15 protein-coding genes and 3 pseudogenes are annotated in these 24,873 nt (G+C 61.3%); 12 read left to right on the top strand and 6 right to left on the bottom strand.

What is annotated here, in order from left to right:
* The first annotated feature begins 15 nt into the window (after window positions 1-15).
* The 4 genes from I6F24_RS20870 to I6F24_RS20855 are packed head-to-tail and all read left to right on the top strand — an operon-like array spanning window position 16 to window position 5,268.
* Complete coding sequence (locus tag I6F24_RS20870; RefSeq protein ID WP_225128647.1) at window positions 16-1,704, top strand: ABC transporter substrate-binding protein; 1,689 nt, start codon at window positions 16-18, stop codon at window positions 1,702-1,704.
* Complete coding sequence (locus tag I6F24_RS20865) at window positions 1,701-2,663, top strand: ABC transporter permease (RefSeq protein WP_225128646.1); 963 nt, start codon at window positions 1,701-1,703, stop codon at window positions 2,661-2,663. Before I6F24_RS20870 ends, I6F24_RS20865 begins: the two co-directional genes overlap by 4 nt.
* Window positions 2,660-3,541 (top strand): ABC transporter permease, encoded by an 882-nt coding sequence (locus I6F24_RS20860; protein WP_225128645.1) that lies wholly within the window; start codon window positions 2,660-2,662, stop codon window positions 3,539-3,541. Before I6F24_RS20865 ends, I6F24_RS20860 begins: the two co-directional genes overlap by 4 nt.
* Entirely contained in the window at window positions 3,538-5,268 is a 1,731-nt protein-coding gene (locus I6F24_RS20855; RefSeq protein WP_225128644.1) for an ABC transporter ATP-binding protein, read from the top strand. The genes I6F24_RS20860 and I6F24_RS20855 overlap by 4 nt, the downstream gene beginning before the upstream one ends.
* A 262-nt stretch (window positions 5,269-5,530) precedes the next feature.
* Here I6F24_RS20855 and I6F24_RS20850 read toward each other — a convergent pair.
* The 5 genes and pseudogenes from I6F24_RS20850 to I6F24_RS20830 form a co-directional block, all read right to left on the bottom strand.
* Window positions 5,531-5,740 (bottom strand): annotated as a pseudogene (locus I6F24_RS20850) (nickel/cobalt efflux protein RcnA); the annotation flags it as partial.
* A gap of 225 nt (window positions 5,741-5,965) precedes the next feature.
* Window positions 5,966-7,249 carry a cystathionine gamma-synthase family protein gene (locus I6F24_RS20845; RefSeq protein WP_225128643.1) on the bottom strand — a complete coding sequence of 428 codons (1,284 nt, stop codon included), beginning with the start codon at window positions 7,247-7,249 and terminating at the stop codon, window positions 5,966-5,968.
* Between the two features lie 64 nt (window positions 7,250-7,313).
* Entirely contained in the window at window positions 7,314-7,682 is a 369-nt protein-coding gene (locus I6F24_RS20840; RefSeq protein WP_225128641.1) for a hypothetical protein, read from the bottom strand.
* 471 nt (window positions 7,683-8,153) lie between these two features.
* Window positions 8,154-8,453, bottom strand: coding sequence for a hypothetical protein (locus I6F24_RS20835; RefSeq protein ID WP_225128638.1), 300 nt, complete (start codon window positions 8,451-8,453; stop codon window positions 8,154-8,156).
* 79 nt (window positions 8,454-8,532) lie between these two features.
* Window positions 8,533-8,980, bottom strand: a pseudogene (locus tag I6F24_RS20830) (Ku protein); the annotation flags it as partial.
* 620 nt (window positions 8,981-9,600) lie between these two features.
* On the opposite strand from I6F24_RS20830, the gene I6F24_RS20825 reads away from it, so the two are divergent.
* Entirely contained in the window at window positions 9,601-9,969 is a 369-nt protein-coding gene (locus I6F24_RS20825) for a hypothetical protein (RefSeq protein ID WP_225147715.1), read from the top strand.
* Between the two features lie 1,472 nt (window positions 9,970-11,441).
* Here the strand turns inward: I6F24_RS20825 and I6F24_RS20820 are convergent.
* On the bottom strand, window positions 11,442-12,242 hold the full coding sequence (locus tag I6F24_RS20820; RefSeq protein WP_225128634.1) for a glycosyl hydrolase: 801 nt from the start codon (window positions 12,240-12,242) through the stop codon (window positions 11,442-11,444).
* Between the two features lie 1,116 nt (window positions 12,243-13,358).
* Between I6F24_RS20820 and I6F24_RS20815 the strand changes: the two genes are divergently transcribed.
* The 7 genes and pseudogenes from I6F24_RS20815 (at window position 13,359) to I6F24_RS20785 (ending at window position 24,822) form a co-directional block, all read left to right on the top strand.
* Window positions 13,359-14,312 carry a zincin-like metallopeptidase domain-containing protein gene (locus tag I6F24_RS20815; protein ID WP_225128631.1) on the top strand — a complete coding sequence of 318 codons (954 nt, stop codon included), beginning with the start codon at window positions 13,359-13,361 and terminating at the stop codon, window positions 14,310-14,312.
* Window positions 14,313-14,417: 105 nt separating this feature from the next.
* Window positions 14,418-16,528: pseudogene (locus tag I6F24_RS20810) on the top strand (ParB/RepB/Spo0J family partition protein).
* A 180-nt stretch (window positions 16,529-16,708) separates the two neighbouring features.
* Window positions 16,709-21,028, top strand: a complete 4,320-nt coding sequence (locus tag I6F24_RS20805; protein WP_225147714.1) for a strawberry notch-like NTP hydrolase domain-containing protein — start codon at window positions 16,709-16,711, stop codon at window positions 21,026-21,028.
* The gene (locus tag I6F24_RS20800; RefSeq protein WP_225128629.1) at window positions 21,028-22,089 is read left to right on the top strand and encodes a toprim domain-containing protein; all 1,062 of its coding nucleotides are present in this window, start codon (window positions 21,028-21,030) and stop codon (window positions 22,087-22,089) included. The genes I6F24_RS20805 and I6F24_RS20800 overlap by 1 nt, the downstream gene beginning before the upstream one ends.
* Before the next feature lie 327 nt (window positions 22,090-22,416).
* A complete protein-coding gene (locus I6F24_RS20795) occupies window positions 22,417-23,340 on the top strand; it encodes a DUF2493 domain-containing protein (RefSeq protein ID WP_225128627.1) in 924 nt (307 codons plus the stop codon).
* Between the two features lie 138 nt (window positions 23,341-23,478).
* On the top strand, window positions 23,479-23,928 hold the full coding sequence (locus tag I6F24_RS20790; RefSeq protein ID WP_225128625.1) for a hypothetical protein: 450 nt from the start codon (window positions 23,479-23,481) through the stop codon (window positions 23,926-23,928).
* Between the two features lie 573 nt (window positions 23,929-24,501).
* On the top strand, window positions 24,502-24,822 hold the full coding sequence (locus tag I6F24_RS20785) for a DUF736 domain-containing protein (protein WP_128948358.1): 321 nt from the start codon (window positions 24,502-24,504) through the stop codon (window positions 24,820-24,822).
* The last annotated feature ends 51 nt before the right edge of the window (window positions 24,823-24,873 follow it).

Raw genomic sequence — 24,873 nt, 5'->3', positions numbered from 1 at the left:
CAATCGGAGCTTATCATGTCTAAGCCGGCTGCCGTTCGTTCGGCGTTTCTTCTCAAAAATCTGAACCGTCGTTTGACGTCTCACGCCGCAATCATCGCCGTCGCGATGTCTGGCCTTACCATAGCGGATGCCGTGAAGGCGGAAGATGCTTCTGCTGGCAAGCCACAATCGGGCGGGATCATCCGGTACGGTCACTTCCAGGAACCGCCGTGCCTCTATGGTGGCTGGGTGCAGCAATGGTACCTGCAGCGTCAATTCAGCGACAATCTGGTCGCCAGGGCTGAAGACGGAAGGATCCTGCCTTGGCTTGCGACCGCCTGGAGCGTTTCGGATGACCGAAAAACCTACACCTTCCAGATCAAGCCCGACATCAAATTCACGGACGGGACGCCTCTGGACGCCCAGGCGGTCGTCGATAACATTAATGGATGGCTGAGCGACAATCCGGAGCTGGAGAACCCCACAGCCAGCCCTTATCTCAAGGGCGTCTTCGAATCCGCGGTGGTGACCGGGCCGCTGACGCTCAAGATCACCTTGAAGACGCCATTCGAGCCGCTGCTGAATGTCTTTACGCAGTCCTCGCAAGGTATCCTGTCGCCGACGGCGCTGAAGCGCGGCAAGGCCGTGAACTGCGAAAGCCCGGTGGGTTCAGGTCCGTTCATCGTGGAGAAATGGAATCGCGGCAAGAACGTCATATTCCGTCGAAATCCCAACTATAATTCGGCGCCGGCGACGGCCAGGCATCAAGGCCCAGCCTATGTGGAAGGCATCGAGTGGCGTTTTCTTGCTGACCCCACGATACGCTACGGCTCACTTCTGACCGGCGAATCCGACGTTGTCTATCATATCCCGGCCGTCAATTGGCAGGAGGCCAATTCGCGGTTCAAGATCGTGCGTCACCTCACGGGCGGAACGCCGCTTCGGCTTGCATTGTACTCGGAGAGACCGCCGTTCGACGACCTGCGTGTCAGGCAGGCTTTTGCTTACGCCTCCGACCGGCGTGCTGCCGTGCAAGCGGCGTTTCTCGGCTCGCTGCCCTATGAGGGCAATTTCGCTTTGAGCCAAAGTTCCCCGGAATATGTCAGCGACCTCTCAAAATCCTATTCCTATGACATCGAGAAGGCGAACAAGCTGCTCGATGAGGCCGGCTGGACGGAGCGCGATGCAAACGGCATCCGAGCTAAGAACGGCAAAGCGCTGATCATACGCATCACCTACACCAACGCCTTTTCGCCTCCGGATGGCGATCAGGTCCTGCAGATCATCCAGCAGCAAGCGAAGGCTGCAGGGTTCGACGTGCGCCTCCAGCCCACCAACCAAGCTGATTTCTGGGCCGGAAAGAATTTTGGTCCAAATGACTATGAGATCGTTCCCCTGTATTGGGTTGCGCCCGGCGCCGAGATCTATCGGATTTCGTACAAGCCGGACCTGAATGGTGTGCGCAATCCCTTCAATCCATCCCGCTATCAGGATCTGCCGCTGTGGGACATCATCCAGAAGGCCGAACAGGCCGCTGACAAGGAGCAGCGCATCGCGCTTTATCAGCAGGCCGAACGGCGGATCGTCGAGAACGCGCCGTCCCTGAGTTACACGGTTTTGGATGTCACCCTCGCTTTGGCCAATAATGTGAAGGACATCTGGCTCGACAGCGGGTCGGTGGGCGAGCCCGTTTTCTCGGACGCATATTTCACCGGCAAGAAATGAATGCGGTGAAGACGATAGGCAATCGAAGCTTTTGGCTGGTGCGGCGGCTCTTGTCCGGCCTGATTGTGGTCTGGGCCGCGGCAACGTTCACCTTCTTTGTGCAGTTTCTGATGCCCGGCGAACGCGCCCAGATCATCTTCAATGCAAATACCGGAAACGTGGGAGAGATTCCTCGGGACCAGCTGCTTGCCATCAACGCCAGATATGGCTTCGATCAACCCGTCATCGCGCAATACGGAAAGTATATAAGGGACGTGATGCACGGAGATCTTGGGCAGTCTTACGTTCAATATCAACCTGTCACGGACCTGATTGCGCGCCAGATCGGACCGACGATTGCACTCGCCTTTGCCGCGATGTTGACGGCCTGGATCATCACGATCACGACAACGGTTCTTTTCGCCGGGCGTGACAACATATGGTCCAAGGCGCTAGGCGGCTTTCAGGTCTTCCTCGCAACACTGCCGCCCTATTGGCTGGGGACAATCCTGCTGGTCGTTTTCGCGATCCAGCTTCGCTTGTTCCCTGTCGTCGGCGGCAACACGCTCATGGGCCTCGTTCTGCCGACGATGGCCCTGGCCCTGGAAATCTACGGTTTCCTTGGTCAAGCGGTCCTGAGTGAATTCACACGGGTTCTTGATCAGCCTTTCATCACATCATCGAGAATGCGCGGCACGGGAGATTTCAGTGTCCGTTTGCGTCACGCTCTGCGCCATGCTGCCTTGCCGGGGATCACGCTTTCCGGCTGGATCATAGGGAAGCTGCTCTCCGGCGCGGTATTGATCGAAGCGGTCTTCGGCCGCCAGGGGCTGGGCGGCGTCCTTGTTGCAGCAACCTCGACACGGGATGTCCCGGTCGTCTCGGGGGTGGTTCTGGTTTCAGCAGCGCTGTTTGTCGCTACCAGCTTGATCGTGGATTTCACGGTGCAGCTCGTCGATCCCAGGATGAAAGAGGCATGAGTTTCGCCACTAGCTCCGCCGGACATGCAAAGGCGTTCATAACTGCAAGAGTGCTGACGGGCGCCCGTAGGTTTCCGGTTCGGGTCTATGTCGCGGCTTTGTTTATGGCGTTCTTCCTCATCGCGGCGATTGCGCCGAAACTGCTTCAGACGCATGATCCTTTAGTGCTGAGCCTGACGTCACCTCTCAAGGCCCCTTCCTTGACGCATTGGCTGGGGACGGACCAGTCCGGACGGGATCTCTATTCCCGCATCGTGGCGGGGACACGTCAGTCTCTCTCGATTGGGCTAGGTGCGACTGCGCTCAGCCTTGCCCTCGCGCTTGCACTCGGCGTGACGGCGGGCCTGTCTGGCGGCTGGATCGACAATGTGCTCAGCCGGCTGTTCGACGCCTTGTTCGCTCTCCCCACTCTGTTTCTTGCGCTTCTCTTCGTTTCGTTGTTGGGCACCTCGGTCCCGACGCTGGTCATCGCAGTCGGCCTTGGAACATCGCCCGGATATGCGCGGATGGTGAGGGTGCAGGTTCTGAGCGTTAAAGCGACCGGTTATGTTGAGGCGGCAAAGGCGCTAGGCCACTCGCCGAGACGCATCCTGTTCAAGCATATTCTCCCCAACGCAATCAGCCCGCTTGCGACAATGTTCACGCTCGGTGTCGGGCAAGCGATCATTTGGGCATCCGGTCTTTCCTTTCTAGGCTTGGGAGTTGCGCCCCCCTCATCGGAATGGGGCGCGCTGCTCAATGCCGGGCGTAACTACGTGATCTATGCCTGGTGGCTCGAGGTCATGCCCGGTATCGCCATCGCTGCCTTTGCGCTCTCCGTGACTGTCATCGGCCAGTACGTTCAGCAACGCTTGGAAGGAAGGATCGAGCTTTCATGAATGTGACCTATCCCGCAGCCTCCTTCCGGCAAGACGCCACACTGCCGCCCGCTAGCGACCCGTTGCTCACGATACAAAATCTCAACGTTTCCTTCGGGCCGGCCCATTCGCGGCGAGCTGTGGTAAAGGGGGTCTCTTTTACGGTTGAGGAAGGCCGGTGCGTTGCGATCGTCGGTGAATCTGGTTCAGGCAAGAGCGTTACGGCCCGGACGCTGGTTGGTCTTACGGGGGCGTGTTCTCATGTCCAAGCTGACCGCCTGACTTTTCAAGGGAAGAGTATCGGTCACCTGGGTGACACGGAATGGAGAGCCCTGCGCGGCAAGCGTATCGGCTTCGTGTTACAGGACGCACTGGTGTCGCTCGATCCGCTAAGACCGGTTGGCAAGGAGATCGGTGAAGCCCTGACTGTTCACCGCGCAATCAGGACAGGCGCAGAGTTGACAGAACGGGTGCTTGAGCTTCTGAAGCTCGTCGGCGTGCCCGAGCCGGCGGTGAAGGCGCGGCAGCTTCCACATGAGCTGTCAGGCGGACAACGACAACGAGCCTTGATTGCGACGGCGATCGCTCTCGATCCAGCTCTCTTGATCGCAGATGAGCCCACGACGGCGCTGGACGTTACGATCCAGGCGCAAATCCTGGATCTGCTCAGCGAGACCCGCGAACGCGGGAAGGCCATGATCCTCATCAGCCACAATCTTGCCGTGGTATCGCAGATGGCCGACGAAGTCATCGTAATGCGACACGGTGAAATCGTCGAGCATGGTTCATCAGAACAGATTTTTGGCAATCCAAGACACGATTATACCAGAAGCCTTCTTAAGGCGATCCCATCCGTCCGGTCACGCGGCAGCCGTCTTTCGTCCTCTAAGGCGCCGCGCTTCATCTCGGCTGAACGCGACGTGACCAAAGCGCTGGCCCAATCGGATATCGCACAGCGTAGTAGACCGCTGCTTGAAGCGGAAGGGCTCGTCAAGCGCTTTCGTGGACCGGACGGCAAGCTGCGTACCGTTGTCAATGATGTCTCGTTTCGCCTCGGCGCTGGAGAGACGCTTGGTATCGTCGGCGAGTCAGGGTCTGGGAAGACGACCGTGGCACGCATGGCGCTCGCGCTCGAAAGGCCAGACCTGGGAGAGGTGACGCTCGAAGGTGCGCCGTGGACTGCAGCGACTGAGAAAGAGCGCCGCCAGCGGCGATCGGATATCTCGGTCATCTACCAGGACCCACTAAGTTCATTCGATCCGCGCTGGAGCATCGAGCGCGTCATTGATGATGCCTTGGCGAGGCGCCGCGGAGATCCCCTCGACAGAGCCAGTCGACGATCCGAGGTCAGCGAGTTGCTCGATCTTGTGGGGCTGTCACCAAGCTTCAGAACCAGGCGGCTACTCGAACTGTCGGGCGGTCAACGCCAGCGGGTTGCGATCGCCCGCGCGATTGCTCCGCGCCCCAAGATCATCGTATGTGACGAGCCGGTCGCGGCACTTGATGTATCCATCCAGGCGCAAATTCTCGATCTGCTTGGCGATCTCAAGTCTCACTTGCGCGTCAGCTATCTATTCATCTCACATGATCTCGGCGTCGTGCACCACCTGAGCGACCGTGTTCTTGTCATGAATCACGGCGTGACCGTCGAAGCCGGCGGAGCCGACGACGTATTTTTACGGCCTCGGCAAGCCTATACGAGGAAGCTGGTTGCAGCCGTTCCACAATTGCACTTCCAGGCGGCTTAAAGTCTCAAGGCCAGCCACTCCGCGGCGGCTCAGCGCACGGAGCAGGCGCTGTGCAAGGCAGTGAGATCGGGCCGTGGCTCTCCCATGCATGCATCCGCGCCAGCGGAAGCCCGTCTGCCTATTCGGACGATGCAAATGCCCGTCCTTAAAGGGGGTTCACTGCCAGAGGGAAGTCCACAAGATGCGATGGGCGATCACCACACCGGCGCAGGTGGGTCTAGTGCCAACCCGACCAAGCCCTGTAGAGGCCGACAAGCACGATCTAGCGGCGGAGAACGTCTGGCGCACGGTGCGCGAAGCGGCTAAAGACGCTCCAATCGCGCTCGAGCCGGCGAAGGCTGAGGGGGGGCGGCAACGCCGGCCGAAACCATCGTGATTGCAAGGAAGCGGAGGACCATAACTGAGTCGAGGTCAACTGCTCCAACCAGATGCAAAGCAGGAGCACGGTGATCGCGGTCGGGCACGGGATCAGGCGACAATTGGGAGTCGGTTTCGTTCGTTGGCCCACGGGTCGCGCCGTCTCCAAATGGCTCTAAGCCGAGTGAGATGACGGGCCTGCCGGCGATTCCCTGCTGAACGCATCCAGCAAGGGCTATTACATCTGCGTCGTGCGGCAGCTCTCGGGCGCGCAGAGCAGCGAGGCTGCCGCGGCGATCATGTCGGCATGCCGCGCGTCCAATCCGCTTTGATCCCCCGCTCAAGCCGCATTCAGGGCCTGGGCGAGGTCGGCGATCAGATCCGACGGGTTCTCGATCCCGATCGACAGCCGGATGGTGGAATCGAGCACGCCGATCTTTTGGCGGATGTCGGCGGGAACGCCGGAATGGGTCATGGTCGCGGGCAGGCTCGCGAGCGACTCGGTGCCGCCGAGGCTCACCGCCAGCTTGAGGATCTGCAGCGCATTGAGGAATTTCACGGCCGCCTCCTTGCCGCCGACGATGTCGAACGAGAAGGTCGATCCCGCGCCCAGGCATTGTCTCGCGAACACCCGCCCCGAGGGCGAGGCCTGCTCGTGATGACCGAGATAATGAACCCTGGCGACCTTGGGGTGGTCGCGCAGATAGCTCGCGACCAGGCGCGCATTCGCATCGGCCTTTTCCATGCGCAGGCTCAGCGTCTCCAATGAGCGGTTGATCATCCAGCAGGAATGCGGATCGAGCTGGGTGCCGATGGCGCCGCGCAGCGCCTTGATGCCCTTCATGATCGCCTTCGATCCGAGTGCGGCGCCCGCGATCAGGTCGGAGTGGCCGCCGACATACTTCGTCAGCGAATACAGCGACAGGTCCGCGCCGTGCTCGATCGGCCGCTGAAACACCGGGCCGAGCAGCGTGTTGTCGCAGGCGATGATCGGCGTGTGTCCCTGGGCCTTGCCGACGGAATCGGCGATGCGGCGGATCATCGCGATGTCGACGAGGCCGTTGGTCGGATTGGCCGGGGTCTCGATCAGGATCATCGAAACCCGCCCCCTCCCCGTCGCCTCCTCCGCGGCCTGCCTGACGGAGGCCTCATCGATGCCGTCGGCAACGCCGACCGCGCCGATCGACAGGCGCGCCAGCGTGTTCGTCAGCAGCGTTTCCGTGCCGCCATAGAGCGGCTGGGAGTGCAGGATGACGTCGCCGGGCCGGACGAAGGCGAGGATCGTGGTCGCGATCGCCGCCATGCCCGAGGAGAACAGCGCACAGCTCTCGGTGCGCTCGTAGACCGCGAGCCTGTCCTCGACGATCTCGCTGTTGGGGTGGTTGAAGCGCGAATAGACCAGGCCCGCGCCCATGCCTTCTGGCGGCTCACGCCGGCCGGCGACGTAATCGAAGAAGTCCTGGCCGTCTTCGGCGGTCTTGAACACGAAGGTCGAGGTCAGGAACACCGGCGGCTTGATGGCGCCTTCCGACAATTGCGGATCATAGCCATAGGTCAGCATCAGGGTTTCCGGATGCAGCATATGGTTGCCGATATGGGTCTTCGACGGGAACGGTTTTGCCATGGCTGCCTCGCTGTTCTGATGCTCGCCGCGCGTGGCGGGCCGAATCGGTGGTACACCGCGGTGGTCACGAAATCGAGCCTGTATGCAGGTTCGTCAGCACCTGCTCCGGCAGCGGATCTCCAGACACATCTAACTCGGCACCAGTGCTCAAATGCGTCAGTAGGTTCTCGGGTAGGCTGGTTAGCTGGCTATGGTTAGCGAGGAGGAGCACGAGCCCGGGCGGAAGCGCCTCAGGTAAGCTGGTTAGCTGGTTGCCCCTAACGGCGAAAGTATGGAGCATAGCGGGGAAGCCCTCCGGCAGACTCGTCAATTGATTGTCGCTGAGCTCGAGATACTGGAGCGAATCAGGGAGGATCTCCGCTCCTGCCCCCTTTTGTTCGTTCGAAGAGATCCCATCGGCGCGCAGAATCTGTCCTGCCTCAAAAGGATCCATTCCATACTCCCTTGCCAGGACTGAGTAGACTTAGTCCATACGATACGTTGTAACCTCTGAAGCACTTACCTGTCGGTAAGCTGACGAAGAAGCTATCGCCAGGTGGCGACCATAGGAGTTGGAAACGCGGTGATCGTTGCGCCTGCCCGAAGCTGCTCGACCATTTCAGCACTACCATCATATGACAGGGACGTATCCGCGTGGAGGCGTCTGATTTCCACCTCGCCGTCCCACCGTGCCACCGCCGCCTTGCTCTGCGCGGCCGTCCCCTGTCGCTGCCTGAACTGTTCGGCTGCCCGCGCCGCACACATCGCGCGCTGGCTCTCGGCGGGCGCAGTGGGACGGAGTGCTCACAGTCTATGACGTGGCAGATTCAGCTCATGCGGAGGATGACGTAGACCAGAGGGTTGAAAATTGGGCTGCCGAACGGGACGTGGGCCCGCTCGAATTCGAGAAGAAGCCCTAACGCGATTAAATCTCTCCGAGAGAGAGCAACATCTCGATCTCGGATCGTTGTCGGTGTCGACGCTTCAAATTCAGGCTGATGACGTATCCCAGCGGATCGTCACCGTAATAGTTGCGCGTCGGGCAATCGGCGCCGGTCTCGACGGCGGCGCGACAGCGATTGCGGCCGTCGAGGATATTTCTCTTGAACACGCCGACCGCTTCGCGCACGCCGTTTTCGCTGACGTCGGACAAGAACTCGGCATAGGCGTCGCCCTCGATCCGCGCGAAAATGGCAGCGATGGGATCCGGCTCAAGCTGGGTCATGCCGCAAACCCAATGAGCGGTTATGCTAGCGCTCAGCCGCCGGAATTCGTGGCCGCCGCCCTGGAGGGGCAAGTCCTCGACGGATCTCGTCGAAGCATTCCAGCTCGCTGCGCACGCCATAGGGTAGCGCAGCAGAGTGCCGACAAGGCCTTTGTCCATCGGCTCGAGCGCAATGATATGCTCGCGGTTGGTCAGCACCACCCGACCGATGGCGACCTTGTCCATCTCTCGAATGTTCTCACGGATCACGGCCAAGGCGTCGTGGCCGACCTAGCCGTCCGGGCGCTGGCAGTAGGGGCGGATCAGGTAGCGGGGATCGATGTCGGGCCGGTCGACGAACTCGTCGATCTCGATGGTACGTGTCGATTCGAGCGCGATCTCCTCGAGCTCCTCTTTCGAGACCTAGATGTACTGACCCTTCTCGAGCGCGTAACCCCGGCGATGTCTTCGTTCGGCACCTCGTCGCCGGTGTCGGCATCGACCTTCACGTACTTGATGCGGTGTCCCGTCTGGCGGTTGAAGGCGATACTGTGTTTCCCAAAAAGGCCAGGCCTTCTTCCTCAGCTCGCGAGGCTGCCGTCTGTCGGCGATCGGCCTGCAGAGCGCCAGCAAAGATTGCGTGAGCCAGCCACCACGATTCCACGGCGTGGCCAAAATGACTGCGAGCGACGATAGCCGACCCATACGCTACTCAGAAGGAGGCAATCCGCGCCGCGGTCGATGCCGTCCACGCGAGCGGAAAGGCAGGGCACGACGCTTAGGTTCTCGTTCAAAGGGAGAACCACCAATTTGGAATCGAGTGGACACACGGCCACGACCCATACCCCCACCAGCTGCCTAATCGCGGACCACATGAGATCGGCGCCAACCAATCCTGGTAGGTACCTTGCAGTCCTTCTCCGCGATAATTAGCAGCACCCTTTGGGAGTTCAGCCTCTGGGGGGCCGAGGTGGCCAGCCTTGCTAACTCCGAGGGCGACGGCTGGTGGTAGAGACAGTGCTTTCGGGGGCGTGAGCGCCGAATCACCCCTGCGCTGGCCGTTTTTCGGAGCGGTAAGCCGCTTGAAGTCCCCGCCTTTCCGCTGAATCTTCACCAACGGTGCGAGCTGGAATCACTGCTTCCAACCACAGTCCAAAGGAGACGTGATATGATCCCCATTGAGGAGTCCTTTATTCGAGCGATAACGTTGCTTGACGGACCAAAACCGACCGAGCAACGGGCTGAAATCGTCGCCCACCTGGATACTATTGTAGACTATGCACGTGACGATGCCGAGGAGCGCCTAGCCCATAGCTTCAAAACGATGGCCCTGAACCACCTCGACAGTATCGGTCGAGATACGTCGACCATTGTTAAGGAAAAAATGGAGCTGGCTCTGATCGCCACTGAAAAATTGATTATAGCTATCGTCGAGCGCAACTGGCGGGGAATAAGATCCGAGCGATGTCCATACAGGAACGTTGCAACTAGCCAATACGCCGGCCGCTGGTCGCGATCAGATAAGCATGACCGATGACGACCTCCACCAAAGACATGCACGCAGCGCAGCCCGACGGGAATATAGTGCACTGCGTAAGGCTGCGCTGGTGAGGAGGCGGCTAAGCAGCGAGCGCAGCAATTAGCCGAGACCAACACGGTCGAACTTGGCAGCTCACTCGCAAGATTGCGAGCTATCCGTCGCGCGCGAACTGAGGCGCTTAGTTTGTGCAATTCTCGCCCTTACCCCTTTGCCATCGCGTTTGTCCCACAGATACGATCCCGGTCGCCCGGCGCCGGCGCTTCAGGTCTTCCTGGTAAAACTTCACCGCAGTTTAGCAATGCTCCAAGCCTCATACTCGGATCGGCGGCTCTGACGCGTTCGTCTCAAATGTAATCGAGTCGGCCCCGGTTTCTGCGAAACGATAATAGGCCAAGTCATCGCCTCCGACATTGCGCAATGGGAGCCGGAGGCCGAAGCCTCAGGCGTCGGATTGATCGCATGGCGTCACCTGCTGCAAAGGCGACCGTCGGCGACACGCTGAAGGGAGGACGGATCCTCTCGTTCTATGCGATGAGGGGAACGCCGGCCTCCCACGGGCGGCGCGCGCCGAAGGCGGAACGGGGCAGTGATGGCGATCGCCGAGAGGCGAGCCCCTTTCCCTTAGTGCCGCTACCGGGCGCCCCGATTTACGGGCTTCGATGTTCGACGAAGAAGTCTTTTAACGCGGCAGTTAGGAGCTGGGGCAGCTTGTCAAGCGCATTGCTAGGCATTGCTTCAGTCTCCGCAGCCCATGCGCATGGAATTTAAATCCCGATCGTCGGCCCGGCGGCGTCGGGACTGCAACTAGCCTCAGCGGCGCTCATGCAAGTCATTGTGATTACAAGCGGTGCCAGCAGTTGGATGATCCACCGTCTGCTCAGTTTTGATATTCTCATCTGGAGATCCCGTTGTCGTTGTTCACAAACCATGAACAAGGCTGCAATGTCAGCGATGCTCCCCGACGATGATGGTTATCGGGACGCGACCCGACGATCTTGTCTATATGAATACCAAGCCCGTCAGCAATGATCTAGCAACGCAGTATCAGAGATTCTTGTAGAAGAAGGTCGTCGAGCGATAGGTTCCGTCAGAGGCGAGCACACAACCCGGTATGATACCCCACCCGCTGCCATCCTTCGCTGGCGTAAAGACGCTCGGCAGCAGAACTTGTGGTCGTGCTGAGCGTCAACAATATCTTTCCCAGCCGACAGCAGCCAGCGCCCGATACCGCGACGGCGTGCACTTCTTCCAACCAGCAGTTTGACGACTTGAGCGCTATGCATCTGGCTCTCAGAGCCGGCAGGTACCATCTGGACTGTGCCAAAAATCTGACCTGTGCTATCTTCCGCAGCTAGCAACACACGCGTTCATTGCAAATGAACGCGTCCGCAAGGCTACGCCAGTACACCAGCGCCCGTCGTCGAGATAACGGTGACAGAAAGCTGACTGAGGCGAACAGAACTGGATCTTCACTTTGAGGTCACAGTCCAGTTATTGAACTTGAAGTCCATTCCGCCTGGGGACGAGGTGATCTCGACGCCGTATTGGACGCTACCGACGTTTATGTCGCCGAAGTAGCCTTTCGACTTGATCCACTCTAGGATGCCCTTGATGTCCACTGTCCCGCTATTGCTCTTCGAAGTGGGCACGAGCGAGATGACGTTGTGACCATTGTTCCCTTGAAACACGTTCCAGGTCGTCCCTCCCACCTCGACGTTAGTGTAGACGGGGATCGCCGCCCCGGAGGGATCCTGCCGATAATGATAAGAAATCGGCTTAACGTTGCCGCTACCGTCCGAGTTTCCGGTGTAGTTTGTCCAGATCATGATCTCATGCTGGTTTGAGCTGTCCCAAATATCATAGGCGGTGTCCCAAGCGCCGCTGTTAGGAACGTCCTGATTGAAGGTCGAGCTCAAGGTGTTGATTGCACTGAGCGGCTTCCCGATATGGACGGCCTCATGCGGATAGCTCTTGATGCCACCAGTTCGAGGCTGGTTCGACCACACGCTCCACCGGTTCGGTCCATACACTGAAATGGTCTGAGGCCCGGCACCACTGCCCCACACATCGTTGTTCCAGGAGTAGCCATCGCGTGCAAAGTTCCCGTATGGAGCGCTCGAACTCCAAATCGGGGGCTTTGCCGGTACAGCGGCGAGCGGCCGCCCGACGTCGTTTACAGCTTGTCTGAAAAGCTCATGATCCTCCTGTGAGCGGGCGTACCCCGTTGGGAACTCTGGCAAGCCGGCACCGTTTATCCGATTGGAATCCATTATGCTCTCCCTTGCTCCTATGAGAACAAAGCCTCTTCGGTTGGCCCTTAAAGATCGGCTTCGAATTTTAGGACGGTTGGCTTTCGAGAAGCTGACTAGTGCGAGAGTGCACGGTGCGCGCCTGTCCGCTACTTTTCCAACCCACGCACGTGGCGCAACAAGGATACTCTCGCCCTTGCGGTAGGGAGGGTACGTCCACCGATACCCGCACCGTCGCCGCATTCAAGGACGGCCGGGGCTCAGCGCGCCTTGTATCTCCAGTGCCCATTTGGGCACGGCGAAGCGTCAATCCACATGGTGCGCCGATCACCGCGCTCGGGGAGTGGGACTAGCGCGGTTTGGCGACTCACGTTACCCATCATTTTAAGCCCTTCACTACGCAATGGGAATGAAATGGTTGCAGCTACCCGTGAACCGCCGGCCTCTGGTTACGCACTCGAAGTGGATGGCCGACTCAAAGCCGAATTTGCAACCAGAGACGGCGCCAGGGCAGGTGGAGAAGAACTAAAGAAACGTTTTCCCATGCTTCAAATCAGGATCTATGATGCGCAGACGCATGCGCGCGAGGACATCTAGATCTTCAGACTAGCGGATTTTTCCGCTTTGCGCGTGCGGCTTCCGCCGCACCGGGGTCTCGTGAACCGAGCCGCTTTGCGTCTCGGCCATCCGGCTTCGATCCCTCGCGCAAGGCCTGCGGAGTTTCTCGCCGGGGGCACTCGGGAAAGCGGCTCGCCTCTCGGCGATCGCTATCACTGCCCCGTTCCCGGGTGCCGCTATTGAACCGGTCTCGTCGCCGCACTCGGACCCGCGTGCCCCTTCGGGTCGCTATGCTCACGCTCTCCGGGTGCCATTTTGCGTTGAGGCGATGCGCCGTTGGCCCACGCCTGGTGGGGCCTGCGGCCCTAAAGCACCGCGAGGCCATCCCGAAGAATGGAACGAAAGACGGAGTGCGTCGCAGATTTCGCATTCTGTCATTTGTGTGGGTGAGGAGCTCTCGCAAATCACGCGGCCTCGATTTCGCCTGAAGAAGGTTAAAGTGAGAGTGCCGGCCGGGTTTTGCCGTGACGGGTTACAGGCTGCGAGAGAGGCTCGCGGCGCCCGTCGCGGAGATCCGTTATGTCCAGACACTATCTTCGGGCACGCGCCGGCGAGGACCGAACCAGCCTTTATGACGAAATCACCAACAAAATTATCGGCGAGCTTGAAGCCGGCCGCGTCCCGTGGGTACAGCCTTGGGGTTCGGCGGCGGCGGCGGCGTCATTGGCCATGCCGGAAAGCGCCGCCACTGGCCGTCAATACAGCGGCATCAACGTCCTAATCCTTTGGGGGGCTGCCACCGAACACGCATTCACCAGTCAGAGCTGGCTCACCTTCCGTCAGGCGCTCTCGCTCGGCGGTCACGTCCGCAAGGGTGAGCGCGGCACGAGCGTCGTCTATGCCGACCGGTTTGTGCCGGCCGACGAAAAGCGGCGCGCCAGCGAAACAGGTGACGAAGCGCAGGCCATCCCGTTCCTCAAGCGGTTCACGGTCTTCAATATCGATCAGTGCGAAGGCTTGCCTTCGGAGATCGCAACGACGCCACCTCCGCCACCTGGCCTTATCGAGCCAAAGATTGAATACCTGATCAAGGCGACCGGGATCGACTTCCGCATTGGCGGCAACCGCGCCTTCTACATGCCGGCAGAAGATTATGTGCAGGTACCGCCACCACAAGCCTATTTCGAGCCGATCAACTGGCATCGGACGGCCTTTCACGAGCTGGCGCATGCTAGCGGCCATACATCGCGTCTGAGTCGCGATTTGTCGGGAAGCTACGGAAGCAAGAAGTATGCCTTTGAGGAATTGATCGCGGAGATATCATCCGCATTCGGATGCGCCTCGCTCGGCATCGTGCCGACGGTGCGACATGCCGATTATATCGGCTCCTGGCTTGAGGTGCTGCGAGAGGACAATCGTGCTATTGTGCGAGCTGCCTCGCAAGCCAGCAAGGTTGCGGATTATCTCCTTGGGTTCTTGCCGGAGGAGGTTGGCGACATGACGACGGAGAGAGCGGAACAGGAGGCAGCGTGAGGGTCTCCTCGGCCACCGCGGGTAAGCGAGTGAGAGGGCAGGGTCGTTTTCGCGACGGGTTGAAGGCCGAGAGAGGCTCGCGGCGGCCCGTCGTGGAGACTCGACATCACGAAGGCTGTCCAGAAGATCACCCTGTCGCCCTCACGCGACATTCCCTTCAATAAGCTGGTGCTGAGCCAATCCAATGTTCGCCATGTGAAGGCGGGCATTTCGATCGAGCAACTCGCCGAAAGCATCGCGGCGCGCACCCTCCTGCAAAGCCTCAACGTCCGTGCCGTCGTTGATGCCGAAGGGAACGAGACGGGCATGTTCGAAGTGCCTGCAGGCGGCAGGCGCTATCGCGCCCTCGAACTGCTTGTGAAACAAAAGCGCATGGCGGAGACGCAAGCGGTTCCGTGCGTTGTTCGGGACCAGGGTATCGCGGAAGATGACTCGCTTGCGGAGAATGACGAGCGAGTCGGCCTCCACCCCCTCGATCAGTTCCGCGCGTTCCAGCGCCTCCAGCAAGGTGGCATGAGCGAGGAAGACCGCTGCGTGGCATTTTGTGACCCGGCCGTCGTGAAGCAGCGGCTTCGACTGGCCTCGGTTTCGAGCAAGCTGCACGAGATCTATGCCCACGACGGTATGACGCTCGAGCAACTGATGGCGTTCTCGGTGACAGCCGATCATGTTCGCCAGGAGCAAGTCTGGGAGCAGGTCAGTCGTTCGGGTTACGACGAGCCATACCAGATCCGGCGCTTGCTGACCGAACTAACGGTCCGTGCGTCCGATCGCCGCGCTCGGTTCGTGGGCCTCGAGGCTTACGAACAGGCAGGCGGCGGCGTTTTGCGTGATCTGTTCGAGCAGGACGATGGCGGATATTTGCAGGACCTTGCCTTGTTGGACCGTCTTGTTACCGACAAGCTGAAGCTCGAGGCGGAAAGCATCGCAACCGAGGGTTGGAACTGGATCTCAGTGGCGGTCGATTTCCCCTACGGCCATACCAACGGCCTCCGCGAACTCGAGGGCAAACCTATGGATCTCACCCCGGAGGAGCAGGCCACCATCGACGCACCCAACGGCGAGCATACTAAGCTTGAATCGGATTATCAGGATGCCGACGAACTGCCCGATGAGGTCGACCAGCGGCTCGGCAAGATCGAAGCGGCACTGCTCGCATTCGAACACCGATCGATGATCTACGAGCCGGCCGAGATCGTCCGCACTGGCGTCTTCGTCAGCATCGATTCCGAAGGGCGCCTGTCGGTGGATCGGGGCTATGTTCGGTCGGAGGACGACATGTCCGCGATCGATTCTGACGTCAGGCAGGGCACCGATGCGCAGCCGGTCGAGGGGAAGGAGGGTAGCTCCATTCAGCGCACGTCATCGCGGTCGCAAGTAGCGCTGCTGACACTGAAGAAGATGATGAGGACGCGGCCAAACCTTTGCCGGATCGGCTGATCACCGAGTTGACCGCACATCGTACACTGGCATTGCGCGATGCGCTGGCGGAAAATCCGGCGATCGCGTTCCAGGCGGTGCTGCACAATTTCGTGCTGACTGCCTTCTACGGGTTCTCGTCGACGGGGAGTCCCCTTGAGATCGGACTTCGCACGCCGACCTTCCCCGCTCAAGCCCCCGGCCTGAGGGAGAGCGCGTCCGCGAAGACCGTCGAGGCGCCGCCTGAGTCCTGGAAAGCACGGTTGCCGAAAGGCGAGAAGGACCTGTGGGATGCGCTCACAGCTCTCGACGGTGCCGCTCAGGCGTCCCTGTTCGCTCACTGTGCGTCATTTGCGGTCAACGCTCTCTACGAGCCAGCCAACCACTACGATCAGGGCCGTGTCTCCGCCCATAGTGTTCGCGCGCGTCTCGACCAGGCCAATGTGCTGGCGCGCGCGGTCGGGCTGGACATGGTGCAGGCCGGCTGGCGACCCACCGTCGACAACTATCTTGGCGGGGTCATCAAGCCTCGCATTCTGGAAGCCGTGCGAGAAGCAAGGGGAGAATCTTCCGCGCAGCTGATCGCCCACTTGAAGAAGGCCGACATGGCCAAAGAGGCCGAACGTCTTCTCGATGGTTCGGGCTGGTTGCCGGAACCGCTGCGTCTCGTCGATCCCCATGCGGCGTCACTGGAGCCGGAGGTTGAAGCAGGCCCGCTACCCGAATTTCTCGCCGACGATGAGGATCGGGAGAACGCCGGCGACGATGACCCGCAACAGCTCGACGCGGCTGAGTGACACAGAGCGGGATGGCTCGGGCCATCCCGCAGTTGCCTGGAGACCGGTGTGTAACGCCGGTCCCCATTTTATGGGCGAGCGCTGAGAGGGAGAGCAGGGCCGGGAAGGTTTGAATTGCCGTGGTCTTAAGGGGAGCGCCGCGCGGTTCGACCTGTTCCTGCTCTCCCGAGAAATCCTGCCATGACCGAATCTCTCGCCGGCGGCGCTGCCGCCGCGCCGCTCTCGATGCGTGCCGCCGCAAATCTCACCTCCGCCGCCATCAGGGCCGCGCGACAGCTCCTGACCGAGCTCGAACGCGGCCGTCGCATCGATGCCGCCGTCCTGCGTAGCGCCATGGAGGCAGCCTTCGGCGCCTCAGACGCGGCCGGCGTCTGGAGCTGGAAGACCGCCTATGACGTCTGCGAGGCGGCAACAGTTCTATTTCTTCGCAAGTTCGGTCCGGCCATGCGCGCCAAGGCTGGCTCGACGGCTGCCATGCTGCCAATGCTCGCGAGAATCGCGAGCTGTCTGCCGACCCATACGCGGCGTTCCGAGGACAGTCAGGCGTTCCAGCAATTCTCGACGCCGATCCCGCTTGGGCTGGCCGCATGCGTCGCAGCCGGCATTACGCCTGCCGACCGCGTTCTGGAGCCATCCGCGGGGACCGGATTGCTCGCGATCTTCGCCGAGCTCGCCGGCGGCTCTCTGATGTTGAACGAATTGGCTGAAGGTCGCGCGGCGCTGCTCGATCATTTGTTTGTCAACGTTGAGGTCACGCGGTTCGACGCCGCGCAGATCGATGATCACCTCGACGCGAACGTTGTGCCGAGCGTGGTTCTGATGAACCCGCCGTTCTCCGCGGTGGCGAATGTCGATCGACGGATGGCAGACGCCGCTTTCCGGCATATCGCTTCGGCGCTCGCGCGCCTTTGCGATGGTGGACGCCTCGTCGCCATCGTTGGCGCAGGCCTTGCGCCGGATAACCCGGCGTGGCTAGAGGCCTTTGTTCGCCTCCAGGAGCGCGGACGGGTCGTGTTCTCTGCCGCGATCGACGGCGCCGTCTATGCCAAGCACGGCACTCAGACGGACACGAGGCTGCTCGTAATCGACAAGTGGCCCGCTGCCGATCCGAAGGCTTTTCCTGCATCGCAGGGCATGGCCGGCGATGTTGCCATCTTGCTCAATTGGGTGACCCAGTACGTGCCTCCGAGGCTACCCGTCGCCGCGCCGGTCGTGGCCGACATCGTTAGCCGCCCTGCAATGCCCCGATCGGCGGGCGCTTCCGTATCATGTCTGTCGTCCACTTCGGAAAGCGCAGCGCCAAATCGCGTCGAACTCACGTACGAGACCGTCGAATGGTCGCCGCCGGAAGGCGCCCGCCTCACCGATGCGCTATATGAGGAGTACGGATTACAGTCCATCCGTATTCCCGGATCGTGCTCCCATCCGACGAAACTCGTGCAGTCCGCGGCGATGGCGTCCGTTGCGCCGCCGAAGCCGTCCTACCGTCCGCATCTGCCTTCAAGTCTGGTGGCAGATGGAGTTCTATCGGACGCCCAGGTCGAGAGCATCATTTATGCTGGCGAGGCGCTTTCCGAATTCCTTGCGGGCTCCTGGACCGTCGATGCGACCTTTGATGTTGTGGCGGCCGCGCGCGACGACGCTGAGAATGCCGTCCGCTTTCGCCGCGGCTGGTTCTTGGGCGATGGCACCGGCGCGGGCAAGGGGCGGCAGGTCGCCGGCATCCTGCTCGACAATTGGCTCAATGGCCGCCGCCGGGCGGTCTGGATCAGCAAATCCGACAAGCTGATCGAAGATGCGCAGCGCGACTGGTCCGCACTCGGCATGGAGCGACTGCTCGTTACGCCTCTGTCCCGGTTTCGCCAGGGCACACCGATCCGGCTTTCGGAAGGCATCCTTTTTGCCACCTACGCCACGCTACGCACCGACGAGCGTGGCGAGAAGCTTTCGCGCGTAAGTCAGATCGTTGAATGGTTGGGCTCCGACTTCGACGGAGTGATCGTCTTCGACGAGAGCCATGCCATGCAGAATGCGGCCGGTGGCAAGGGCGAGCGCGGCGATCAGGCGGCCTCTCAGCAGGGGCGCGCAGGCCTGAGGCTCCAGCACGCTTTGCCCAATGCTCGGGTGGTTTATGTGTCGGCGACGGGCGCCACCACGGTCCACAACCTCGCTTATGCCCAACGCCTCGGCCTTTGGGGCGGTGCCGACTTCCCATTCGCCACACGTGCCGAGTTCGTTGAGGCAATCGAGCAGGGTGGGGTCGCGGCGATGGAGGTTCTGGCGCGCGACCTCAAGGCGCTCGGTCTCTACGCCGCCCGCTCATTGTCCTATGAGGGCGTCGAGTACGAACTCGTCGAGCACCAGCTTACACCGGAGCAGGTTCGCATCTACGACGCCTATGCCGATGCGTTCAGCATCATCCATAACAACCTCGATGCGGCGATGCGGGCCGCCAACATCATCGGCGAGACCGGAACGCTGAACGGGCAGGCAAAATCCGCGGCTCGATCCGCCTTCGAGAGCGCCAAACAGCGCTTCTTCGGTCATCTGCTGACCTCGATGAAAACGCCGTCGCTCATCCGGTCGATCGATCGCGATCTCGACGCCGGCCATGCCGCCGTCATCCAGATTGTTTCAACGGGCGAAGCGCTAATGGAGCGCCGGCTCGCCGAGATCCCGACCGAAGACTGGGGCGACGTCCAGGTCGACATCACTCCGCGCGAATATGTGCTCGACTATCTCGCCCATTCCTTCCCGGTCCAGCTCTACGAGCCCTTCACCGACTCGGAGGGCAATCTCTGCTCTCGGCCTGTCTATCGCGATGGCCAGCCAGTCGAGAGCCGGGAAGCCGTCGCACGACGCGGCCGCCTCATCGAGAAACTCGCCTCGTTGCCCCCGGTACCCGGCGCGTTGGATCAAATCGTCCAGCGCTTCGGCACCGACATGGTCGCCGAAGTGACCGGCCGCACGCGCCGTATCATTCGTAAGGGCGACCGGTTGGTGGTCGACAACCGAGCCGGTTCGGCCAATCTCGCTGAGACATCGGCCTTCATGGACGACGTCAAGCGAATCCTCGTGTTCTCCGACGCGGGCGGCACGGGGAGGAGCTACCACGCCGAGCTGTCGGCCCGGAATCGCCGCTTGCGGGTCCACTATTTGCTTGAGCCCGGCTGGAAGGCGGATGCTGCGATCCAGGGGCTCGGCCGCACAAACCGGACCAATCAGGCGCAGCCCCCGCTGTTTCGGCCCATCGCGACCGACGTGAAGGCCGAAAAGCGCTTCCTCAGCACCATCGCGCGCCGGCTCGACACATTGGGGGCCATTACGCGCGGCCAGCGCCAGACCGGAGGACAGGGCCTCTTCCGGCCCGAGGACAATCTCGAAAGTCAGTACGGGCGCGATGCTTTGCGTCAACTCTACATGCTGCTGGTGCGCGGCAAAGTCGACGGCTGTTCGCTCGAGAAGTTCGAGGATGCAACCGGCCTGAAGCTGACAGATGCCAATGGGCTCAGGGATGACCTGCCGCCGATCACGACCTTCCTGAACAGGTTGTTGGCGCTCACCATCGACCTGCAAAATGTCCTGTTCACTGCTTTCGAGCAGCTCTTGACCGCCCGGATCGAGGGCGCGGTCGCATCGGGCACGTACGATGTCGGATTGGAAACGCTCCGCGCCGAAAGCTTTGTCGTCAGCGGCCGGCGGACGATCTATGTCCATCCGCGCACAGGTGCCGAGACGCGGCTGCTCAGCGTCATCCAGCGCCGGCGTAACCATCCCGTTGGTTTGGATGACGCCCTTACTCGTCTTTCCAATCCTGCCGTCCTGCTGATCAACGAGCGCTCAGGAAGGGCCGCCGTGCAGGTTCCGGCCGCGAGCATCATGCTCGACGACGGCGACATCGAGCGCCGCGTCCGCCTGATCCGCCCTATGGAGCAGCACCAAGTCCGACTGAACATGATGGCGGAGAGCCATTGGGTCGAAGCGGATCGCGAACGTTTTGCCGCGGCCTGGCTGGCGGAGCTCGCCGAGGTGCCTGAGTTCACGGAAAGCACGATCCACGTAGTGGCCGGCTTGCTGTTGCCCATCTGGAAACGCTTGCCGAACGAATCGACCCGCGTCTATCGGCTCCAGACCGATGCGGGCGAGCGCATCATCGGCCGCAAGGTTTCTGCGGCGTGGGTCGCAAACGCCTTCGCGGCGGACGCGCCTACGCTATCGCCGGACACTGCCTTTGCGGCCTTGATGGAAGGACGCACCCTCCTCGATCTCGCGGAAGGGCTCCAGCTTCGTCGCGTCCGGGTGATGGGCGCATGCCGCATCGAGCTATCGGGATTCAACGACACGATGCGCGATCGCCTCCGTGCTTACGGCCTCTTTGGAGAGATCATCTCCTGGAAGCTGCGGATGTTTGTGCCCACAGACGAAAGCGGCGTCGGGATCCTGACAAAGGTGCTCGAAACCTACCCGGTCGCGCGCGTCAGTGAGCGGGTGGCTGCGTGATGTCCCCCGCGCCTTGCGAACTGGCATGCCGCCTCGCGCGCGAGGCCGAGGCCGTGTGCCGATACTATCTCTCCAATGGCAAGCGCGCGGGGCGGTACTGGGTGGTCGGCGACGTCCGCAACAAGCCGGGCCGCTCGATGTTCGTGCGGCTTCAGGAATCACCGAAGGGCCCTGCCGGCAAGTGGACCGACGCTGCGACCGGCGAGCATGGCGACCTCCTCGACATCATCCGCGAATGCCGGGGGTTGCGCGACTTCAGCGCGGCCGCCGAGGAGGCGAGACGGTTTCTGAAGCTGCCTCGTCCCGTGCCCCAGCTGACCTCGAAACCCGTTCGTTCGGTAGCGCCGGCTGGATCGCAGGAAGCCGCCCGTCGGCTCTTTGCGATATCCAGTCCGATCGAGGGGACGGTGGTCGAAAAATACTTGCAGCGTCGCGGGATAACCCACATCCACCATGGTGGCAGCCTGCGCTTCCACCCTCGTTGCTACTATCGACCGGATGAGCATTCGCCCACCGAGACCTGGCCGGCGATGATTGCCCGCGTCACGGACCTCGAGGGGCGGATCACCGGAGCGCACCGAACCTGGCTCGATCCAGACGGCTTTGATCGCGTTCGTCTCGGCAAGGCTCCGATCGACACGCCACGACGGGCTATGGGTGACCTGCTCGGCAACGCCGTCCGCTTCGGTGTGGTGGGCGACGTGCTCGCCGCCGGCGAGGGGATTGAGACCATGCTTTCATTGCGTTACGTGCTGCCGACCATGCCCATGGCTGCCGCGATTTCGGCCAATCATCTCGCAGCAATCATGCTGCCATCTGGCCTGCGTCGGCTCTATATCGCCCGCGATGACGATGCTGCCGGAGATGCCGTACAGGCGATTCTCACCCAGCGCGCCGAAGAGGCCGGCGTTGAAGCGATCACCCTGTCGCCCCGGCTGGGGGATTTCAACGAAGACCTGCACATCTTCGGTCTCGAGGCCCTCCGAGCAGAGTTACGGCTTCAACTCGCACCAGAGGACGTCGTCCGCTTCCTGCATTCGTCGACAGTAGCCGCAGAATAGGCCGGTGCTTCGATCGACGTTGATAGCTCGGTCGTTCCAAGGCCATTGCCGGAAGAGGACGCGACCTCGGCCTTCTAGAGGGCGATCGGACGGCAAGCGGACCGGGCCGGCAATGGCTACGCCCGGCTATTTTCCGCCGCGCGCTGGCGATGAGAAGACATCAGCCATTAGACCGGCGCGCTTTGCATCGCGAAGCAAAATAGCCGGCCTCCGCCATCCTCCGCTGCCGCTTCGGCCCTTGCGGGTTCTGGCCCGTTCCGCCCGCCGTCTGAGTGATCGCCACGAAGGCCGCGATGGGCGCGGCCGATCCGGAAAAGGATCACTCCAATGACCGACAACGACGATATCGAACCGCCGCACGCCTCTTCTCCAACTGACCACGTGCTGACCGAACTACAGCTCTTCGGCTACCGTCCCTTCGACGACCAGCCTGACCCACGACCGCTCCCCGAGGGCAAGATGATCGCTGGCGCCGTCGCCGATGTGTTCGACGCCCTGGTCGCGACGTTGAGCGACACGCGGCTCGAGCCGGACCTGGGCGATCTGCTGTGGTCGACCGTCAACCTGTTCCATCGAGCCGTCGACCGCATCGAACGCCATCTAGACGATAACGAGCAGGCGCAGCAGAAGAGCCAGCGCGAGCAGAATGGCTCTGAGGTCCGATCAGTCGAACTCGAGCGCTTGACGGCCGAGGGCATCACTTTGATCGAGCGCCGCAACTGCCTGGAACTCTTCCGCGATCAGGCCATCGAACGCTTTGAGACTCACACCGGATCCTCCTGGCGCCCTCGATCGGGATCACTGGTGAATCATCGCACGCTGACCGCAGCAATGATCGACTCCCGCGACTTCATCGCAGCAAAACGTCGCGCTGAAACCGAGGTCTTGTTGCCGGAAGGACCGAAGATCGCACTCACCGGCGGGCTAGACTTTAATGACTACCACCTCATCTGGGACCGCCTCGACAAGGTTTACGCCAAGCATCCCGACATGGTCCTGCTCCATGGCGGCTCGCCGAAAGGTGCGGAGCTTATCGCCTCCAAATGGGCGACTAATCACAAGGTGCCTCAGATCGCATTCAAGCCTGACTGGACCAAGTACGCCAAGGCAGCCCCATTCAAACGCAACGACGCCATGCTCGAACTCCTGCCGATTGGCGTCATGCACTTCCCGGGCACAGGAATCCAGGACAACCTGGCGGACAAAGCAAAGCGCCTCGGCATCCCGGTCTGGAGGTTCGGCGGCACATAAGCCGTCTTCTCGCCTCCAAACAGTTGGAGCGGGGGGCATGCGCCGCAACTCCGCCTCCTTTCCGTCTCATGTTCAGAGTTGCGCCGTGGTGGTGGTGGAAGGCGCGACTGGTACATCTATGCACATGGAGCCACCACCATGCTTGCCCTTGGGCTTGCCATCAACACACTCGGCATCGGCTTGTTCTGCTGGGCGATCTTTGCGATCGCTGTGTATGCACTGCCGTTTTTCGTCGCTCTCAGTATCGGAATGACTACGTTTCGGAGCGGCGCCGGCCTCATTGGTGCGGTACTTATCGCGACGGCCGGCGGTGCGCTGACGCTCGTCCTCGGCCAAGTCGCCGTCGCAATTACCCGGTCCTTGGCTTTGCGCATCGCGATCGCGACAGCATTTGCTATTCCCGCCGCCGTTGCCGGCTATCATGTGGTGTTCGCCCTGTCCCAGATTGGGGTGCCTTCGTTGGTTTGGCGTGAAGTCTTCGCTTGCCTGGGCGCGGTTTGCATTGGCGTTACGTCATGGACGCGCTTGATCGTTCCGGCGGAGACCCGCCCGTTCGAGCCGGGTAGGGTGGTGGAGAGTCCGTCCTAACCAGTTCTTACGGCCGGAAGGCCTGAGAGATGACCATTTACCTCCTTCATCGTCGAACAGGTTCGCATAGATCGGCGCGCTGAACGGGAGCGATCGAGCGCGGGAGAGGCAGTCCGCCTCGGAGCTCTCGATCAAGCCGCCGGCGTTCGGGTCTGGCCCACGCAGCCGCGGCGGAGCGGTGTTGCGCCGATCCATTCGTGCGAGACGATACCGCCCTTTGCAGAAAATTGTTTCTCTTTCTGCGCTGAATGGTTCCGACCTCTTGTTCAGCAAAGCCGATATGAGTCATGTCTTCTCCTGAGATTGCGGTTCAGCACGCCGACGCACGTGGCCTCATGGATGGCTTGATCTGGCCGAAGACCGGCTTCGCCTCGATCGTCTGAGCCGCAACGCCGTTGATGCGACTTTCTTCCCCTGGGCTTCGCCCATTCCTCGCGAGTCAAGAAAGTCGCCACAACGGCGTCCTCCGCTGCGCTCCGGCCCGCGGGCGGGTGCGTCGCCGATCGTCTTCGCCCCTAGATCGCCATCGAGGCCGCGGTGGTCGCGGGCTCGAAACACAACAGGAGAAGTGACATGGCTAACATCGGTTCTTTCAAGAAGGTCGGCAACGATTTCCAGGGCGAGATTGTCACCCTGAGCCTGCAAGCCAAGGGCGTCCGCATCGTCGCCGAGACCAACCGGTCCAACGACAACGCCCCCAGCCACCGCATCTATGTGGGGCGCGCGGAGATCGGCGCAGCCTGGTCGAAGCGTTCCGAGGAAGGCCGCGACTACCTCTCACTCAAGCTCGACGACCCCTCGTTCAACGCTCCGATCTATGCGAACCTCTTCGAGGACGAAAGCGGCGAAGGCTACACGCTCCTCTGGTCGCGGCCGCGTAAGAACGGTGAGTAAGCTCGCTCAATCAAGCCCCGCCCGGTTCGCCGGACGGGGCACTTCGCGCCC

It is taken from the genome of Bradyrhizobium sp. BRP23 (assembly GCF_020194135.1).
GTDB lineage: Bacteria > Pseudomonadota > Alphaproteobacteria > Rhizobiales > Xanthobacteraceae > Bradyrhizobium > Bradyrhizobium yuanmingense.
The sequence above is the reverse complement of the archived record's forward strand: the minus strand, read 5'-3'. Positions and strand labels throughout refer to the sequence as shown.

What these genes read in the sequence shown, in the direction of transcription:
- I6F24_RS20795 (WP_225128627.1), top strand. Translation starts at nt 22,417, where the DNA reads ATGACCGACAACGACGATATCGAACCGCCGCACGCCTCTTCTCCAACT.
- I6F24_RS20835 (WP_225128638.1), bottom strand. Translation starts at nt 8,453, where the DNA reads ATGACCCAGCTTGAGCCGGATCCCATCGCTGCCATTTTCGCGCGGATC.
- I6F24_RS20790 (WP_225128625.1), top strand. Translation starts at nt 23,479, where the DNA reads ATGCTTGCCCTTGGGCTTGCCATCAACACACTCGGCATCGGCTTGTTC.
- I6F24_RS20860 (WP_225128645.1), top strand. Translation starts at nt 2,660, where the DNA reads ATGAGTTTCGCCACTAGCTCCGCCGGACATGCAAAGGCGTTCATAACT.
- I6F24_RS20805 (WP_225147714.1), top strand. Translation starts at nt 16,709, where the DNA reads ATGACCGAATCTCTCGCCGGCGGCGCTGCCGCCGCGCCGCTCTCGATG.
- I6F24_RS20785 (WP_128948358.1), top strand. Translation starts at nt 24,502, where the DNA reads ATGGCTAACATCGGTTCTTTCAAGAAGGTCGGCAACGATTTCCAGGGC.
- I6F24_RS20865 (WP_225128646.1), top strand. Translation starts at nt 1,701, where the DNA reads ATGAATGCGGTGAAGACGATAGGCAATCGAAGCTTTTGGCTGGTGCGG.
- I6F24_RS20820 (WP_225128634.1), bottom strand. Translation starts at nt 12,242, where the DNA reads ATGGATTCCAATCGGATAAACGGTGCCGGCTTGCCAGAGTTCCCAACG.
- I6F24_RS20815 (WP_225128631.1), top strand. Translation starts at nt 13,359, where the DNA reads ATGTCCAGACACTATCTTCGGGCACGCGCCGGCGAGGACCGAACCAGC.
- I6F24_RS20855 (WP_225128644.1), top strand. Translation starts at nt 3,538, where the DNA reads ATGAATGTGACCTATCCCGCAGCCTCCTTCCGGCAAGACGCCACACTG.
- I6F24_RS20840 (WP_225128641.1), bottom strand. Translation starts at nt 7,682, where the DNA reads ATGGATCCTTTTGAGGCAGGACAGATTCTGCGCGCCGATGGGATCTCT.
- I6F24_RS20870 (WP_225128647.1), top strand. Translation starts at nt 16, where the DNA reads ATGTCTAAGCCGGCTGCCGTTCGTTCGGCGTTTCTTCTCAAAAATCTG.
- I6F24_RS20800 (WP_225128629.1), top strand. Translation starts at nt 21,028, where the DNA reads ATGTCCCCCGCGCCTTGCGAACTGGCATGCCGCCTCGCGCGCGAGGCC.
- I6F24_RS20825 (WP_225147715.1), top strand. Translation starts at nt 9,601, where the DNA reads ATGATCCCCATTGAGGAGTCCTTTATTCGAGCGATAACGTTGCTTGAC.
- I6F24_RS20845 (WP_225128643.1), bottom strand. Translation starts at nt 7,249, where the DNA reads ATGGCAAAACCGTTCCCGTCGAAGACCCATATCGGCAACCATATGCTG.